General features: G+C 69.6%; 10 protein-coding genes and 5 tRNA genes. 8 read left to right on the top strand and 7 right to left on the bottom strand.

What is annotated here, in order from left to right; translation table 11 throughout:
- Positions 1 to 225 precede the first annotated feature (225 nt).
- From SLW55_RS10670 to SLW55_RS10660, 3 genes are all read right to left on the bottom strand, one after another.
- A complete protein-coding gene (locus SLW55_RS10670; protein ID WP_320745088.1) occupies positions 226 to 624 on the bottom strand; it encodes a hypothetical protein in 399 nt (132 codons plus the stop codon).
- 76 nt (positions 625 to 700) lie between these two features.
- Complete coding sequence (locus SLW55_RS10665) at positions 701 to 1,951, bottom strand: ATP-binding protein (protein ID WP_320745086.1); 1,251 nt, start codon at positions 1,949 to 1,951, stop codon at positions 701 to 703.
- Positions 1,948 to 2,637, bottom strand: a complete 690-nt coding sequence (locus tag SLW55_RS10660) for a response regulator (protein ID WP_152182643.1) — start codon at positions 2,635 to 2,637, stop codon at positions 1,948 to 1,950. Before SLW55_RS10660 ends, SLW55_RS10665 begins: the two co-directional genes overlap by 4 nt.
- A 109-nt stretch (positions 2,638 to 2,746) precedes the next feature.
- Between SLW55_RS10660 and SLW55_RS10655 the strand changes: the two genes are divergently transcribed.
- The 5 genes from SLW55_RS10655 to SLW55_RS10635 are packed head-to-tail and all read left to right on the top strand — an operon-like array spanning position 2,747 to position 11,133.
- Positions 2,747 to 4,207: an efflux transporter outer membrane subunit gene (locus tag SLW55_RS10655; protein WP_320745084.1), complete on the top strand. Its 1,461-nt coding sequence runs from the start codon at positions 2,747 to 2,749 to the stop codon at positions 4,205 to 4,207.
- A 29-nt stretch (positions 4,208 to 4,236) separates the two neighbouring features.
- On the top strand, positions 4,237 to 5,052 hold the full coding sequence (locus tag SLW55_RS10650) for a MipA/OmpV family protein (protein ID WP_320745083.1): 816 nt from the start codon (positions 4,237 to 4,239) through the stop codon (positions 5,050 to 5,052).
- Between the two features lie 23 nt (positions 5,053 to 5,075).
- Positions 5,076 to 6,194: an efflux RND transporter periplasmic adaptor subunit gene (locus SLW55_RS10645; RefSeq protein ID WP_320745082.1), complete on the top strand. Its 1,119-nt coding sequence runs from the start codon at positions 5,076 to 5,078 to the stop codon at positions 6,192 to 6,194.
- Positions 6,191 to 9,265 carry an efflux RND transporter permease subunit gene (locus SLW55_RS10640; RefSeq protein ID WP_320745080.1) on the top strand — a complete coding sequence of 1,025 codons (3,075 nt, stop codon included), beginning with the start codon at positions 6,191 to 6,193 and terminating at the stop codon, positions 9,263 to 9,265. The genes SLW55_RS10645 and SLW55_RS10640 overlap by 4 nt, the downstream gene beginning before the upstream one ends.
- Positions 9,262 to 11,133: an alpha/beta hydrolase gene (locus tag SLW55_RS10635; protein ID WP_320745079.1), complete on the top strand. Its 1,872-nt coding sequence runs from the start codon at positions 9,262 to 9,264 to the stop codon at positions 11,131 to 11,133. The genes SLW55_RS10640 and SLW55_RS10635 overlap by 4 nt, the downstream gene beginning before the upstream one ends.
- A gap of 711 nt (positions 11,134 to 11,844) precedes the next feature.
- Here the strand turns inward: SLW55_RS10635 and SLW55_RS10630 are convergent.
- From SLW55_RS10630 to SLW55_RS10615, 4 genes are all read right to left on the bottom strand, one after another.
- Positions 11,845 to 11,920: transfer RNA gene (locus SLW55_RS10630), tRNA-Glu, on the bottom strand.
- A 44-nt stretch (positions 11,921 to 11,964) separates the two neighbouring features.
- Positions 11,965 to 12,040, bottom strand: a tRNA-Ala gene (locus SLW55_RS10625).
- Positions 12,041 to 12,154: 114 nt separating this feature from the next.
- A tRNA-Glu gene (locus SLW55_RS10620) sits at positions 12,155 to 12,230 on the bottom strand.
- 46 nt (positions 12,231 to 12,276) lie between these two features.
- Positions 12,277 to 12,352 (bottom strand) — tRNA-Ala (locus SLW55_RS10615).
- A gap of 432 nt (positions 12,353 to 12,784) precedes the next feature.
- Here SLW55_RS10615 and SLW55_RS10610 point away from each other — a divergent pair.
- The 3 genes from SLW55_RS10610 to SLW55_RS10600 all read left to right on the top strand — a co-directional run bounded on the left by SLW55_RS10610 (position 12,785) and on the right by SLW55_RS10600 (position 17,379).
- Positions 12,785 to 12,871, top strand: a tRNA-Leu gene (locus SLW55_RS10610).
- A 164-nt stretch (positions 12,872 to 13,035) separates the two neighbouring features.
- Positions 13,036 to 13,416 (top strand): response regulator, encoded by a 381-nt coding sequence (locus SLW55_RS10605; protein ID WP_320745078.1) that lies wholly within the window; start codon positions 13,036 to 13,038, stop codon positions 13,414 to 13,416.
- Between the two features lie 159 nt (positions 13,417 to 13,575).
- Complete coding sequence (locus SLW55_RS10600; RefSeq protein WP_320745077.1) at positions 13,576 to 17,379, top strand: PAS domain-containing protein; 3,804 nt, start codon at positions 13,576 to 13,578, stop codon at positions 17,377 to 17,379.
- Positions 17,380 to 17,412: the final 33 nt, after the last annotated feature.

The following is a 17,412-nucleotide window of genomic DNA, read 5'->3' as shown; positions in this document are numbered from 1 at the left end:
CTCAGCGTCTGGTCGATGATAGCCGAGGTCGTGTGGCAATCAGCGACATGGTCGGCGCCGGACACGCGGCACGCGGGCGGCTGCCTCGTTGGCTCACCGACCGCGTGTGCCTTTGCGCTGACAACTGGGCATGCGACGCCGGTCGATGGCGCCTGTCATGCCCTCGCTGGCTGCGGCATCACGCACCCCTCGCATGTCGCACTGCCGCACCTGCAGCCGCGGGATTCAGACGCCCCGCGCCAACCGCCGCCGGATCTGGGCGCGCTGTTTCGCGCTGAACGCAGCGGCGTGGGTCTGCAGCAGCGCGATCACCGCCGTATGCGCCGCCTCGGTGCGACGTTGCAGTTCCCGAGTGGCGGCGTGCTCGATGGAGCGCCATTCGGCGGGGGTGGTTCCGGTCGGGATGGCGGTGCTGGCTACACGCATTGCGGGATCCGGTTGCGGCATGGGGCGGCCGATGCAGTGTCGGCCTTGATGCACTTTACCGCCAAGCCGGTCATCGGTGGTTCGTGCCGCGTGGACAGCCAGATGCAGAACCACATCTGCGCTCCGCAGTTCGGCGCGTGGACGTGCCGCGGTCGACGGGTTCATCGACGAGGCGCCGTTCGCCGCGACATCGAGCATGGGCACTGCGATGGGGCGAATTGTGCGCCACTCCCGCTGGCCAAGCCCCCGCCACATCCCACAGTCGTTAAGAGCCTCAGGCCAGGCGCTTGCGCGGGTTCGCCGCGGACGCACCTGTGACCAGCGCATCCGCGTCGCCGGCAGGCGCATGCGGCAAGCGCACCCGCGCGCACAGTCCACCGCCCGCGCGGTTGGCGAACTCCAGCGTGCCGCCGTGGGCCTGGCAGATGGCCGCGGCGATCGAAAGGCCCAGTCCGCTGCCGCCGGAATGGCGTGCCCGCGAATCGTCGGCGCGCCAGAAACGGTCGCCCATCCGCGCCAGCGCTTCCTCGTCGACGCCGGGACCGCGATCGGCCACGAGGATCAGCACGCCATCGGCATCGGCCTGCGCCTCCAGCGCCAGTTCGCCGCCGGCCGCGGCGTAGCGCAGCGCATTGTCGATCAGCACCGACAGCACCTGGCCCAGGCGGTCGCGGTCGGCGCTGATGTGCAACTGCTCGGGAATGCGCACCTGCACCTGCATGCCGGCCTCCTGCAGCGGCTGCGCCGCCCAGGTCAGGCGTTCGCGGACCAGGGCGCCGAGTGCGAACCGCTGCGGCTCCAGCATCAACTGGTTGGCGCGGGCCATCGACAGCAGGTGCAGGTCGCCGACCAGGCGATTGATCTGCTCCAGCTGGCGCTGGACCATGCGCAACTGCTCCTCGCTGCTCGGGAACACCTGGTCGAGCATGCCCTGCACCCGCCCCATCGCCGCGTTGAGCGGGGTGCGCAGTTCGTGCGCCAGCATCGCGCTGGACTCGCGCACCTCGCGCTCGTACTGCTGCAGTTGCGCACTCATGCCATTGAAGTCCGTCGCCAGCCCGGCCAGTTCGTCCGGTGCGCCGGGCACCACGCGCGCACGCGCGGCGAAATCGCCATCGCTGATCCGCCGCGCCGCCTCGGCGACGTTGGAGAACTGCCGCGACAATGGTCGCGAAGCGAGCAGGCCGCAGACCACGATCACCGGGATCGACGCCAGCACCATGCCGGCCAGCAGCCACCAGTCGCGGCTGGCCAGCCCGGGCAGGAAGTCGGCCACGTCGTAATAGGTTTCGAACAGCTCCCACAGGCGCCGCGCATTGCTGTGCGGATCCTCGCGCAATTGCAGCATCTCCTGCCGCGCCTGCGGCGGCAGGCGGCTCAGGGTGGAGACGTCCCAGATCGCGAAGCGCAGCACCATGCCCAGCGCGATCGCGATGATGGTCAGCACCGCCAGCGCGCTCATGCGCAGGCCTACCCATTGCCACAGCGGCGCGTGGCGCTTGCGGCGGAACCAGGCCCAGTTCATCGGAAGCGGTAACCGATGGCGCGCACCGTCACCAGCAGCCCGGTGACCTGCTCGTGTTCCAGCTTCTTGCGCAGGTTGTGCACGTGCGCATCCACCACCCGCTCCAGCGCATCGCTGTCGGGCAGGCAGATCTCCAGCAGTTCGCTGCGGGTGAAGGCCTTGAACGGCGTCTTCATCAGCGTCGCCAGGATGTTGAATTCGGTCGGGGTCAGTTCCAGCGCCACCTCGTGGCCGTCGGCATCGCGCACCGTGGCGCGCACCGCCGCGGTGTCCACGGTGAGGCGCTCGTGGCGCAGCGGCTCCTCGCTGGCGCGCGCCGGCCCGGCGCGGCGCAGCACCGCATACACCCGCGCCACCACTTCCTTGGGGCTGTACGGCTTGACCACGTAGTCGTCGGCGCCGTAACGCAGCGCGCCGAGCTTCTCCGGTTCGTCGCCCATCGCGGTGACCATGATCACCGGCGTGTCGCTGCTGCGGCGGATCGTGGACAGCACCTCGGTGCCGCTGAGCCGCGGCAGCATCACATCCAGCAGCACCAGGTCCGGCTTCCACTGCGCATGCACCGCCACCGCCTTCTGCCCGTCCTCGGCGATGGTGACCTCGAAGCCGTCGCGGCGCAGGTAGGCCTCTAGGATGCTGGCGCTGTCGGCATCGTCTTCGACCAGCAGGATCTTCTTCGCGTGCATTGCCCGGTGCCCGTGTTTGGCGTCTTGATGGAATCTTGAAGATTCCTAGAAGGCGGCTTGAACATGCCCGCCGATGCTGGCAGTCGAGTTCGATCACCCGACCGCTGCCATGATTCTACCGTCCCTGCCGCTTCGCCCGTGTCGCACCCGCGCCCTGCTCGGCCTGCTCTCGCTCGCCCTGGGTGGCTGCTCCCTGGCGCCGGTCTACCAACGCCCGCAACCGGCCCTGCCGCCCACCTTCGGCGCGACCAACGCGACCGCGGCCGCCGCACCGGATCGCGGCGAGAGTGCGCTCACCGACCAGGAACTGCAGTTCGTACGGACATTCTCGCCGCAGCACGACCTGGCCCCGCTGCTGACCCAGGCACTGGCCCACGATCCGGACTTCCGCAATGCCGTGCTGACCGTGCAGCAGGCGCGCGCCCAGTACCGCATCGAACGCGCGCAGCAGCTGCCGCAGCTGGGCCTCGATGCCCAGGGCACGCGTCGCAGCTACGACGACGCGGCCATGCAGGCGCGCTATGGCCAGAAGCTGAGTACCGTCGCGGTCGGCGTGGATGGCTTCGAACTGGACCTGTTCGGCAAGCTGGCCTCGCTGTCGGCGGCGGCGCAGCAGCGTTACCTGGCCTCCGAAGAAGGCCGCCAGGCGGCGCGCGGTGCGCTGATCGCCGAGGTGCTGCGCGCCTACACACTGGAGCGTGCTGCCCTGCAGAGCCAGCAGCAGGCGCAGACCATCGCCGAGCGCAGTGCGGCGCTGCTGGCGATCGCCACGCGCCAGCAGGCGGTCGGGCTGATCTCCCGCGATGCGCTGGACCGCCAGCGCCACGACGACGACCAAGCGCAGGCGCGCGCGCAGCAGGCCACCAGCGATCACGCCGCCGCTCGCCGAGCCCTGCAACTGCTCGCCGGCTACGCCACGCCGGACGGCGCCGGCACCTTGCAGGACCTGCTGCCGGGTGCCGGGCAGGACGACGGCCGCACCTGGCGCGACCTCGACTCGCAGTTACTGCTGCAGCGCCCGGACATCCGCCAGGCCGAGGCCGAACTGCGCGCGCGCAATGCCGACATCGGCGCCGCCCGCGCCGCCTTCTTCCCGTCGATCCGCCTGAGCACCTCGCTGGGCACCGCCAGCGATGCATTGAACGGCCTGTTCACGCCCGGCAGCCGCACCTGGAGCTTCATGCCGCAACTCGTGATGCCGCTGTTCGACGGCGGCCGCAACCGCGCCAACCTGGATCTCGCACAGCTGCGCAAGGAAGGCGCGGTGGCCGACTATGAGAAGACCGTGGAAGCGGCGTTCCGCGAGGTCGCCGATGCGCTGGATGCGTTGCCGGCGCTGCAGCAGCGCGAACGCGGCGAACGCACCAATCTCGAACGCGAACGCCAGCGTGTGGCGCGCCTGCAGCAGCGCGTGGCGCAAGGTCTGCAGGACCGCCCCGAGTTGCTGGCCGGCGACATCCAGGCCGCGCAGGCCGAACTGGCGCATCTGCAGGCGCGGCAGGACCTGCTGCTCGATCGCATCGCGCTGTTCCGCGCGTTCTACGGCGTGCCGCTGCCGCACGCGCCCTGATGACCTTTCCCCCGCACGAGGTTGCTCCGATGAAACATCTCCTGTCCGTTCTGTCGCCCACGCTGACCGTGGCGGTGCTGGCGCTGCCGGCGGTCGCGCACGCCGCAGACGCCGATCCGGCCCCCAGCGCCGGCCTGTTCGGCGACCGCACCCAAGTGAGCGTGGGCGCCGGCGCCATGCTGACCCCGCGCTATGCCGGTTCCGCCGACGATCGCGTGCAGGCGGTGCCAGTGCTCTCGGTACAGCGCGGCATCCTGTTCGCGGACACGCTGCGCGGCGCCGGCGTCCAGTTCCAGAACGCGGACGGCTTCTCCGCCAGCCAGTCGTTCGGCTACGACCTGGGCCGCCTGCAGCGCGACAGCAGTTGGCGCCCCGGCTCCAAGCGCCTGGCCGGCATGGGCGACGTGCCCGGCGCGATCACCGCACGCAGCCTGGTCATGCAGCAGCTCACCCCGTACCTGGCGCTGGACGCCGAGGCGGAGTTCGCGCTGAAGGACGGTGCGCGCCGCAACCGCTACCGCGCCGGCGCGCGCTTCACCCTGCAGGCCGCGGCCGACAACGTGACCCTGGACCTGGACGCGCACGTCGGCGACCGCCGCTTCAACCAGGCGTACTTCGGCATCACCGAGGCGCAAAGCCTGACCAGCGGATTCCAACCGCACCGCGCCGATGCGCGCGTGTACGCCTATTCGGTCGGTGCCGAATGGGATCACACCCTGTCGCCGCACTGGACCGCCTCGCTGCTGCTCAACGCCACCCGCTACGTCGGCCCCGCCGACGGCAGCCCGGTGGTGCGTCGCCGCGCCGCTGCCGGCGGCGGCGCCACCGTCACCTACACCTTCTGAACGTTCCCGGGACACCGCCGATCATGACCCTGCGCCCCACCCTGCTTCTCACGCTGTGCCTGCCGCTGGCCGTGCTGGCGCTGTCCGGCTGCGGCCGCGAGGCCGCACCGCCCGCCGACGCGCCGCGCGCGGTCAAGCTGGAAACCGTCGGCAGCGATGCCGCGCGCGACAGCACCCGCTACCTCGCCCAGGTGCGCCAGCAACAACGCGCCGATCTCGGCTTCGAAGGCGGCGGCCGCATCGCCGCCATCGCCGTGGACGTGGGCGACCGCGTGCGCGCCGGCCAGGTGCTCGCACGTCTGGACCCGGAACCGAACAACCTGCGCCTGCAGCAGGCCGAGGCCGGCGTCGGCATCGCCGCGGCAGACCTGCAGCAGCAACAGACCCAGCTCGCCCAGCAGCAGGCCATGTTCGACGACGGCGCCGCCTCGGCCGCGACCCTGACCGCGGCCAAGAGCGCCTTCGCCGCGGCGCAGGCGAAGGTGCGCAGCGCGCAGTCGGATCTGGCGCTGGCGCGCCGCGCGGTGCGCCAATCGGAACTGCGCGCACCGTTCGACGGCAGCGTGGTGGCACGCCTGCAGCAGCCCGACAGTCTTGTGAGCGCGGGCCAGCCGGTCCTGCAACTGGACGGCGCCGATCGCGCGCAGGTGCTGGCGACGCTGCCGGCCGATCGCGCCGCGGCACTGCAACCGGGCCAGAGCGTGCTCGCCTACCGCAGCAGCGCGCCGCAGCAGGCGTTGCCGCTGCGCCTGCGCAGCGTGTCCGAACGCGTGGACGGCGGGGCCACCGTGCAGGCGCTGTTCGACAGCACCGGCGCCGACGCGGTGCAGCCGCGCAGCGGCGAATCGCTGCTGCTGGCCCTGCCCGACAGCGCCGCCGATCAGGCGCCGAGCGTGCCGTTGAGCGCGCTGATCCCGAGCATGGCCGACGGCCAGACCATGCTGTTCGTGTACCGCCAGGACAGCGGCAGCGTGCGCCGCCGCCAGGTCGTCACCGGGCACGCCGAGGGCGGCCGCGTGCAGATCCTGCGTGGCCTGGCTCCGGGCGAGCGCATCGTCGCCGCCGGCGCCGCCTTCCTTCACGACGGCCAGCACGTCGTGCCGTTCCGTCCCACCACCCGCCTCGGCACCACCTCGCCATGAACCTGACCCGCGCCACCTTGCAATCGAGCCGCCTGGCGCTGTTCAGCGCCGCCCTGATCCTGATCGGCGGCATCGTCACCTTTCTCGGTTTTCCCTCGCAGGAGGAACCCAGCGTGACCGTGCGCGACGCGATCGTGCAGGTCGGTTACCCCGGCATGCCCAGCGAGCGCGTGGAGAACCTGCTCGCGCGTCCGCTGGAGGAACGGCTGCGCGAGGTCAGCGGGCTGAAGAAGATCGTCACCACCATCCATCCCGGCAGCGCCATCGTGCAGGTCACCGCGCAGGACAGCGTCAAGGACCTGCCGGCGCTGTGGCAGCGCGTGCGCAGCAAGGCGGCCGAGGCCGGTGCCGAACTGCCCGCCGGCACGCAGGGGCCGCTGGTCGACGACGACTTCGGCCGCGTCGCCATCGCCTCGATCGCGGTCACCGCGCCCGGTTTCAATACCGCGGAGATGCTCGGGCCGCTGCGGCAGATGCGTGCGCAACTGTACGCCGTGCCGGGCGTCGAGCGGGTCACCTTCCACGGTCTGCGGGACGAACGCGTCTATGTCGCCTTCGACCGCACCAAATTGGGCGAGGCCGGCCTCACCCCGGCCGCGGTCGCGCAGCAACTGCGCGCGCAGAACGTGGTCGCCGGCGGCGGCTTGGTCGCCGCGTCGGGCATGGCGATGACCGTGACCACCTCCGGCGAGGTGCGCGACCTCGACGACCTGCGCAATGCCCCGATCGCGACGCAGGGTGCCGACGGCCCACGGCAGATCCCGCTGGCGCAGCTGGCGCGGATCGAGCTGATGCCGGTGGATCCGCCGGAAGCCGGCGCCATCTACCAGGGCCAGCCGGCGGTGGTGGTGGCGGTGTCGATGGCGCCGGGCAACAACGTCGCCGAGGTCGGCAAGGCGCTGCGCCGCACCCTGGGCGAGACCGCCAAGATGCTGCCGGTGGGTTTCGCACAGCACGTGGTCACCTTCCAGGCCGACGTGGTCGAGCGCGAGATGGGCAAGATGCATCATGTGATGGGCGAGACCATCGTCATCGTGATGGCGGTGGTGATGCTGTTTCTCGGCTGGCGCACCGGCCTGATCGTCGGCGCGATCGTGCCATTGACCATCCTCGGCGCGCTGATCGCGATGCGGGTGCTGGGCGTGGAACTGCAGACCGTGTCCATCGCCGCGATCATCCTGGCGCTGGGCCTGCTGGTGGACAACGGCATCGTCATCGCCGAGGACATCGAACGGCGCCTGGCCGCCGGCGAGGAACGCCGCGCCGCCTGCGAGGCCGCCGGCCGCAGCCTGGCGATCCCGCTGCTGACCTCCTCACTGGTGATCGTGCTGGCGTTCTCGCCGTTCTTCTTCGGCCAGACCAGCACCAACGAATACATGCGCTCGCTGGCGATCGTGCTGGCGGTGACCCTGCTCGGCTCGTGGCTGCTCAGCATCACCATCACCCCGCTGCTGTGCATGTACTTCGCCCGCGCGCATCTCGCGCCGGCCGATGGACATGGCGACAGCTACACGTCCAAGCCGTACCGGCTGTACCGGCGCACGATCGAGGCACTGCTGGCGCACAAGGCGCTGTTCCTGGGCAGCATGCTCGCCCTGCTGGCCCTGGCGGTGACCGTGCTGGCCTCGGTGCCGTACAGCTTCCTGCCCAAGTCCGACCGCCTGCAGTTCCAGATGCCGGTGACCCTGCAACCGGGCAGCGATGCGCGCGAGACCCTGCGCACCGTGCAGTCGATCAGCCAGTGGCTGGCCGACCGTCGGCAGAACCCGCAGATCGTCGACAGCATCGGCTACGTCGCCGACGGCGGTCCGCGCATCGTGCTCGGGCTGAACCCGCCGCTGCCGGCGGCCAACATCGCCTACTTCACCGTCAGCGTGCGGCCGGGCAGCGACATCGACGCGCTGATCGCCAAGGTGCGCTCCCACCTGCGCCAGGCCTACCCGGCGGTACGCGCCGAGCCCAAGCGATTCTCCCTGGGCTCGACCGAATCCGGCGTGGCGATCTACCGGGTGATCGGCCCGGACGAAACGCAACTGCGCCGGATCGCCGCCGGCATCGCCGACGCCTTGCGTGCCCTGCCCGGCACGCTGGACGTCAGCGACGACTGGGACAGCCGCATTCCGCGCTACGTGGTGCAGGTGGACCAGGCCAAGGCGCGCCGCGCCGGCGTCACCAGCGAGGACATCGCGCAGGCGCTGCAACTGCGCTACAGCGGCGTGGACGCCTCGGTGATCCACGACGACGGCAGCAACGTGCCGATCGTGCTGCGCGGCGACAGCGACCCGCGTGCACGCAGCGGCAATCCCGGCGACACCCCGATCTACCCGTCCTCCGGCGCCGCGCCGCTGCCGCTGTCGGCGATCGCCGACATCCAATTGAGCTCGGAACCCTCGACGATCCAGCGCCGCAACCTGAGCCGCGCCATCACCATCACCGGCCGCAACCCGGACCTGACCACCGACCAGGTGGTGGCCGCGCTGGCCGACAAGGTGGCGGCGCTGCGCCTGCCGCCGGGCTACCGCATCGAGATGGGCGGCGAACTGGAGGACGCCGCCGAAGCCAACCAGGCGCTGCTGCAATACATGCCGCATGCGCTGGGCGCGATCCTGCTGCTGTTCGTCTGGCAGTTCAATTCGTTCCGCAAGCTGTTCATCGTGGTCGCCAGCATTCCGTTCGTGTTGATCGGCGCCACCCTCGCGCTGCTGGTCACCGGTTATCCGTTCGGCTTCATGGCCACCTTCGGCCTGCTCGCACTGGCCGGCATCATCGTCAACAACGCGGTGCTGCTGCTCGAACGGATCGAGGCCGAGCTGGCCGATGGCCTGAGCCGGCACGAGGCGGTGATCGCCGCCGCGGTCAAGCGCCTGCGCCCGATCGTGATGACCAAGCTGACCTGCATCGTCGGCCTGATCCCGCTGATGCTGTTCGCCGGTCCGCTGTGGACCGGCATGGCCATCACCATGATCGGCGGTCTGGCCCTGGGCACGCTGGTGACCCTGGGGGTGATTCCGGTGCTGTACGACCTGCTGTTCGCACGCCGCGCCGGCAAGCCGGCGAAGGTCGCGGCATGAAGCGGCGGCGCTGGCACCGCGCGATCCTGGCCTGTGTCGTGCTGTGCATGGCGCTGTGCACCGGCGGCTGTGCCAGCGTCACCCTGCAACGCGTGGATGCGGCGCGCTACATCCAGGCCAAGCGCGGCGACGCGCTGAGCACCGCGCGCCCCAGCGATGCCGCGCTGCAGACGCTGAACGTGGCCGGCCTCGACGCGGCGCGCTGCACGGCGACGGTGCCGCCATGCATCGACCGGTTGCTCGGCAATGCCGACATGGACCAGGAGCGCACTCTGGCGACGGCGGCGGAACTGTCGCTGCTGGCCGCGCAACGTGCCGCCAGGCAGCACCCGGCCAGCGATGCCACGCTGGCCGCCTGGCTGCAGACCGCGCGTTACGCCTACGCCTACCTGTTCTTCAGCGCACGCACGCCAAGCGAACGCGCTTTCGAGGAACGCCAGACCCAGGTGCGCGACTACTACAACTACGCCGTGCAGCAGTCGGTGACCGCGTTGTTCGCACGCTACCGGCGGCATCCGCCGGCCACGCACGAGGCCGGCGCGCAGATCGCCGCCCTGCCCGACTGGACGGTGACGCTGGATGCCAGCGGCGTCGGCAACCCGCAGGACATGCCGATGCCTGAGACGATGCTGGCGGCCAGCGGCCTGCGTTTCGATGGGCTGCGCAGCCTGTATCGGCGCGATGGCTTCGGCGCAGAGATGGTCGCGGTCCTGCCGCAGCCGGCGGCGGAGGCCATCCGCAGCACCGACGCCGCTCCTGTCTACAGCGACATGCCCACCCCCAACCTCACGGTGTTGCTGCGTTTCGATGGCCGCACGCTCAAGCAGGTGCTGGCCAGCCACAGCGCACACGTGGAGGTCCACGACCCCTCGCTCGGCGATCGGGTCACGATGGGCGGTGTCGACGTGCCGCTGGCGGCCAATTTCAGCGCCGGCTACGGCGTGTGGATGGCGCGCGCCGGTTTCGCCGCGCAATCGCTGCGCACCCTGCTCGGCCTCGGGCACGGCATCGACCGGCCGCACGTGTTCCTGACCCAGCCCTACGATCCGAACCGGCGCGTGCTGGTGCTGCTGCACGGGCTGGCCAGCAGCCCGGAAGCCTGGGTCAACCTGGCCAACGACCTGCTCGGCGATCCGCAGGTCCGCGCGCGCTATCAGATCTGGTTCGTCTACTACCCGACCAACCTGCCGATTCCCTACACCCACCTGCAGGTTCGCAACGCCCTGGAGCAGACGCTGGACCAGTTCGATCCGCAACGCCGCAGCGTCTCCGCACATGACATGGTGCTGATCGGGCACAGCATGGGCGGCGTGCTGGCGCGCTTGATGGTGTCTTCCAGCGACGGCGAGCGGCTGTGGCGAACCCTGTTCGACGGGGCGGCGCTGGATCCGCAGGCGCGCCAGGCACTGCACGCCAGGCTCGGACCGATGCTGCAGTTCGCACCGATGCCGGAAGTCTCCGAAGCGATCTTCCTGGCCACCCCGCAGCGCGGCACGCCCGAGGCCGCCGGCACGGTGGGCGAACTGGCACGCGCCGTGATCGGCCTGCCACGACGCGTGCTCGACCAGTTCCAGGACATCGCGGGCAAGAACATGCTCGACGGGCTACCCAACAGCATCGACAGCCTCAGCGACCACGACCCTTTCATCCTCGCCGCAGCGCAGTTGCCGATCTCACCACAGGTGACCTATCACTCCATCATCGGGCAGGAGGATCCGCGCGTGCCGCTGGCGCAGTCCAGCGACGGCATCGTGCCGTACTGGAGCGCCCACCTGCCCGGCGCCGCCTCGGAAACGGTGATCGTCTCCGGACACAGCGTGCAACGCACGCCGCAGGCGATCCTGCAGATCCGCCGGCTGCTGCATTGAACTGGTGCAGCGTCAGCCCTTCATCGATGCAGCACCAACCCCACTGTCCCTAAGGGAGAAGGAACCAAAAGCCCCTCTCCCACCGGGAGAGGGGTTGGGGTGAGGGTCCGGGGCGCGCAGCGCCCGCACCAATCTGGCCATGCGAGGCGACGCCAGGACCCTCATCCGCCCCTGCGGGGCACCTTATCCCGGAGAGAGAAGGGAGCAACCAAAGCCCCTCTCCCTCCGGGAGAGGGGTTGGGGTGAGGGTACCGGGGGGCGCAGCGCCTGCACCAATCTGGCCATGCGAGGCGACGCAAGGACCCTCATCCGCCCCTGCGGGGCACTTCTACCGGAGGGAGAAGGGAGCAACCAAAGCCCCTCTCCCCTCGGGAGAGGGGGTGGGGTGAGGGTACGGCGCGCACAGCGCCTGCACCAATCTGGCCATGCGAGGCGACGCCCGGACCCTCATCCGCCCCTGCGGGGCACCTTCTCCCGGAGGGAGAAGGGAGCAACCAAAGCCCCTCTCCCCTCGGGAGAGGGGTTGGGGTGAGGGTACGGGCGCCCTCGCACATCCTGGATGCAGGCAGACAAGGAACAGCAGCACAGCTCGCTTGAAGAAGCCAGCGATCCACCCGGCTTCCAGCGCATGCTTGCCGCATCTCGCCGCCGCCGCACACGGCCGCCACACGCATAAAAAAACACCCGGCAGTGCCGGGTGTTTTCGAAAAGTGGCGTCCCCACGGGGATTCGAACCCCGGTCGCCACCGTGAAAGGGTGATGTCCTAGGCCTCTAGACGATGGGGACGCGGATAACGATGTTGCTTTGCGGACGGCCTATGTCCGAAAAGTTGGTGGAGCCAGCCGGGATCGAACCGGCGACCTCTTGCATGCCATGCAAGCGCTCTCCCAGCTGAGCTATGGCCCCACGTGTACTGGCAGAAGCGGAATCTTACCCGACTTTCTTCCGATGTACAAACCCCGCACTCAGTGCGTTCGGCAGAGCCGAACCCGGATGCGCGCGAGGAATTCCTGCGAAAAATGGCGTCCCCACGGGGATTCGAACCCCGGTCGCCACCGTGAAAGGGTGATGTCCTAGGCCTCTAGACGATGGGGACGCTGTGTAACGATGTCGCCTTTGCGGACGGCCTATGTCCGAAAAGTTGGTGGAGCCAGCCGGGATCGAACCGGCGACCTCTTGCATGCCATGCAAGCGCTCTCCCAGCTGAGCTATGGCCCCACGTGCTGCGAGGAGCGGAATATTAACGATCGTGATCGGCACACGCAAGCGTTTTTTTCGGAACGTTCGCGACGCCGCACACGCCCTCGCAACGACCGGCTGCATCCGCGCGCACGCTTGCATTGCGCGACGTCTGCGCCTCACGTCCAACGATGGAGGCGACCTGCGGAACTCGCCGCACACGGTGCCAACCCGCCTCTGCAGCCCTGCGCCACTCGTGTCGATGATTGCCGATATCGGCACAACGGCTGGATTTGCGCGCCCCTTGCGCGGTCGGCAGGAACCGAATGCTTCGCCTAACGTGCGACGCACATATAGAGATGTGCTCGGGAAGTACCCATGGCCACTGCCATTCCCCCTGCCTCCTCCGACGACGGCAAATGCAGATGCGCTGGCGGCGCGGCCGAACTGTCGGCTATACTCCGCGGCCGCGCCGAAGTGGCGGAATCGGTAGACGCAGCGGACTCAAAATCCGCCGCCCTTAAAAGCGTGTGGGTTCGAGTCCCACCTTCGGCACCAGGACTGACGGCAGCTTCGGCTGCCGTTTGTTTTTTGCGCGACCGCCGCGGCGCACGTCGACGTCGATCACAGGTAAACGCTTCATCTTCCTGCGCCCGTTTGTCTAGGCGGTGGCAGTGACGGTCCCGCTATACTTTCTGTTCCCAAACCTTAACGAGCAAGCGATGTCGGCATTGCGGGGCCTGCGTATCCTGGTGGTCGAGAACGACGAGATGAACGCCACGCTGCTGGAGTTGCAGCTTGCCCAGGCTGGTGCCGAGGTGGTCGGCGTCGCCGCCTCCGTGCAGCAGGCGCTTGCGCTGATCGATAGCGAACGCCCGGACCGGGCGGTGCTCGACTTCCGCCTCTCCGCCGGCGAGACCAGCGAACCGGTCGCCCGGGCGCTGAGCGAGCGTGGCACCCCCTTCGTACTCGCCACCGGCGTGGCCGCCGACGCGCTCCCTCCCGGTTTCGCCGCCGGCGTGGTGCTGACCAAGCCCTACCTGTCCGAGCAGCTGATCAAGGCGCTGCAGGACGCTCACGCCAAGACGACCGCACGCCCCTGAGAATCCTCGGTCGTAAGCCCGCCGCCTGGCGGGAACGCTTCGAGGAACTCCGCCATCAACGTCAAGGACTGTTCGCCGCCTCCTGTCCGGTTTCCCGCCGGCAGCGCCACGGGGGCCTTGCTGCGCGCCATCGATTGGCGTGAGCACGAACTGGGCCCGATGGAGCACTGGCCGCGGAGCCTGCTCACGGCGCTGTCGATCTGCCTGAACTCGCGGTTCCCGATGGCGGTGCGCTGGGGCGAGCGCCAGTTCAACCTGTACAACGACGCCTACGTGCCGATCCTCGGGTTGCGACACCCGCAAGGGTTCGCGCGGCCGATGGAAGAGGTATGGCCGGACGTCTGGCCCGAGGTGCGGGCGCAGGCCGACCAGGTGATGGCCAGTGGCGAATCGACCTGGAACGAACACATCCCGTTGACGATGATGCGCAACGGCTATGGCGAGCAGGTGTATTTCACCTTCTCCTACAGCCCGCTGTTCGACGACGAAGGCGGCATCGCCGGCGTGCTATGCGTGTGCACCGAGGACACGGCGCGGATCACCCTGGCGCGCGAACGCGACACGCTGCTGAAGGCGCTGGACGCGCAACGTGCGCAGATGGCCGATGCCTTCGAGCAGTCGCCGGCGGCGCTGGCGATCCTGCGCGGCCCGGATTACGTGATCGAGACCGTCAACCGGCGCTACCAGCAGCTGGTCGGACCGCGCGAAGTGGTCGGCCGGCCGCTGACCGAGGCCATCCCCGAAATCCAGCATCAGGGCGTCATTGGCCTGCTCGACAACGTCCGCACCAGCGGCGTGCCGTTCATCGACGAGTCGATGACCTTCCAGCTGTGCCGTAGTCCGCACGAAGCGACCTCGGACACCACGCTGGAATGCGTGTACCAGCCGATGCACGACGCCGAGGGCCGGGTCAGCGGAATCCTGGTGCATGGCATCGACCGCACCGAACAGGCGCGCGCGCAGGCGCACGACAGCTTCCTGCTGATGCTCGAGGACACCCTGCAGAACCTGCACAGCACCGAAGCCATCTGCGAGACCGGTGCCGCCCTGCTCGGCCAGCACCTCGGCGCCAATCGCTGCGCCTACGCGATCGTCGAGGCCGACGAGGACGTGTTCGACGTGCGCGCCGACTACGTCGACGGCGCCTCGCACCTGACCGGGCGCTCGCGCTTCAGCGATTTCGGCAGCGACCTGCTGGACTGCATGCGCGAAAACCGGCCGTGGGTGGTGCAGGACACCGAGACCCACCAGCCGCCGATGCGCCTGGACGACCAGAACTACCGTCGTCTGGGCATGCGCGCCGTGCTGACCGCGCCGCTGCACAAGGCCGGCCGCCTGGTGGCCGCGATCGGCGTGCACCACGCCCAGCCGCGCGTGTGGACCTCGGCCGAGATCGAGCTGGTGCGGCTGGTGGCGGCGCGCTGCTGGGAATCGATGCAACGCGCGGGCGCGCAAAGCGCACTGACCAGCAGTGCGGCGCGCCTGAGCGAACTGGCCGATGCGATGCCGCAGATCGTGTTCACCGCCATGCCCGACGGCCACGTCGACTACTTCAACCGCCGCTGGTACGAGTACACCGGGCTGCCGGTCGGCGAGGCCGGCTACGACAGCTGGCGCCATGTGCACACCGAGGAAGGCCTGGCACGGGTGATGGAGGTGTGGCCGGAAGCGCTGCGCAGCGGCAAGCCGTACGAGATCGAGTACCCGCTGCGCCGCCACGACGGCGAGTACCGCTGGCATCTCGGCCGCGCCCTGCCGATCCGCGACGACAGCGGCCGCATCGTGCGCTGGATCGGCACCAACACCGACATCCACGACCGCCGTCTGGTCGAGCAGCGCCTGCAGGAAAGCGAACTGCGCTTCCGCCAGCTGTGCGACAACGCGCCGGTGATGATCTGGATGTCCAATGCCGACGGCGACTGCGAATACATCAGCCGCCAGTGGTATCTGTTCACCGGGCAGAGCGAGCAGGAGGCGCTGGGCAGCGGCTGGCAGGAAATGATCCATGCCGACGACCTGGCCACGGTCGGCCGTACCCTGGCGCGCGCCTGCGCCGACCGCCGCGCCTACACCGTGGAATACCGCCTGCGCCGCCACGACGGCGAGTACCGCTGGTGCGTGGACACCGCCACGCCGCGCTTCAGTTCGTCCGGCCAGTTCCTGGGCTTCATCGGCTCGCTGCTGGACATCGCCGAGCGCAAGCGCATCGAGAATGCCACCACCGCCGAGCGTGCGGCGCTGGAGATGATCACCACCGGCAAGCCGCTGAGCACGGTGCTGGAGGCGATCGCGCGCGGCATCGAGTCGCAGAGCGATGTCGGCCTGCGCTGCACCATCATGCTGGTCGACGAGCACCGCCAGTGCCTGCTGGAAGGCGCCGCGCCGAGCATGCCGCCCGCCTTCCGCAAGGCGGTGCAGCGCCTGCCGATCGACCCCAACACCGGCTGCTGCGGGCGCGCCGCCTATCTGCGCCGGCAGGTGCTGTGCAGCGACGTGCGGGTGAACCCGCATTGGCAGGCGTATCTGGCGACCGCCCTGGAGGCGGACATCGTCGCCTGCTGCTCGACGCCGATCCTGGCCAGCGACGGCGAAGTGCTGGGCGTGGTCGCGCTGTACTACCCGTTCGTGCACTACCCCAACCCGCACGAACAGGATCTTGCGCGCTCCGCCTCGCACCTGGCCGGCATCATCATCGAGCGCCGCGGCACCGACCTGCGCCTGCAGCAACTGCTCGCCGCCGAGCAGAGCGCGCGCAGCGAGGCCGAACGCGCCAGCCGTATGAAGGACGAGTTCCTGGCCACGCTCAGCCACGAGCTGCGCACGCCGCTGAACGCGATCCTGGGCTGGTCGCGGCTGATGCAGGACGATGCGGTGCGCCAGAAGGACCTGACCAAGGGCCTGGAGGTGATCGAGCGCAGCGCGCATTCGCAGGCGCAGATCATCGACGACCTGTTGGACATGAGCGCCATCCTGTCCGGCAAGGTCCGCCTGGAGGCCGGCGAGCTGGACCTGCGCGCACTGCTCAGCGAGACCATCGATGCGGCGCGCCCCGGCGCGCAGAACAAGGGCATCGACATCGTGCTGGTCGCCGACGAAGCGACCGCCCTACCCTATCTGGGCGATCGGGTGCGGCTGCAGCAGGTGCTGACCAATCTGATCGGCAACGCCATCAAGTTCACCCCCAGCGCCGGCACGGTCACGGTGACCCTGGACAGCACCAGCACCCACGTCCGCATCGCCGTCGGCGATACCGGCATCGGCATCGACCCGGCGTTCCTGCCGCACGTGTTCGACCGCTTCCGCCAGGCCGACGCCAGCAGCACGCGCAGCGCCGGCGGCCTCGGCCTGGGCCTGGCGATCGCCAAGCAGCTGGCCGAACTGCACCAGGGACAGTTGTCGGTCAGCAGCGACGGCGTCGGCCTCGGCGCGACCTTCACCCTGCTACTGCCGCGCAACGACGTGCAGAGCCTGGATCCGATCCGCCGTGGCAACGACGCCGCGCTGTCCGGCGGCATGCTGCGGCGCGACGGCATTCGCCTGGATGGCGTGCGCGTGCTGGTGGTGGACGACGACATGGATTCTCGGGGCGTCACCCAGCGCTTCCTGCAGGAAGCCGGTGCCGTGGTCGAGGCCGCGGTCTGCGCCGACGATGCCGAAGCGCTGCTGCGCGAACGGCAGTATGCGCTGCTGGTCAGCGACGTCGGCATGCCGCGCCGCGACGGCCACAGCCTGATCCGCAGCATCCGCGCCCGTGGTGCCGGCGCAGCCAGCCGCATCCCGGCCATCGCGCTGACCGCCTACGTGCGCAGCGAGGATCGCGCGCTGGCCCTGGAGGCCGGCTTCGACGCGCACCTGGGCAAGCCGGTGGATCCGGTCAAGCTGCTCGGGCTGGCCGCATCGCTGGTGGCGCCGGTACCGGCCGCGCTCGCCACCGACCAGAGCCAAAGCGCCGAATCGGCCTGAGTCGGCGCTGCGCGGCCGCACCGTGTGGCCGGC

Origin of the sequence: Xanthomonas sp. LF06-19 (assembly GCF_034105425.1) — a bacterium.
Lineage (GTDB): Bacteria > Pseudomonadota > Gammaproteobacteria > Xanthomonadales > Xanthomonadaceae > Xanthomonas_A > Xanthomonas_A sontii.
Note: the sequence above shows the minus strand (reverse complement) of the source record. Positions and strands in the feature narration are given on the sequence as shown.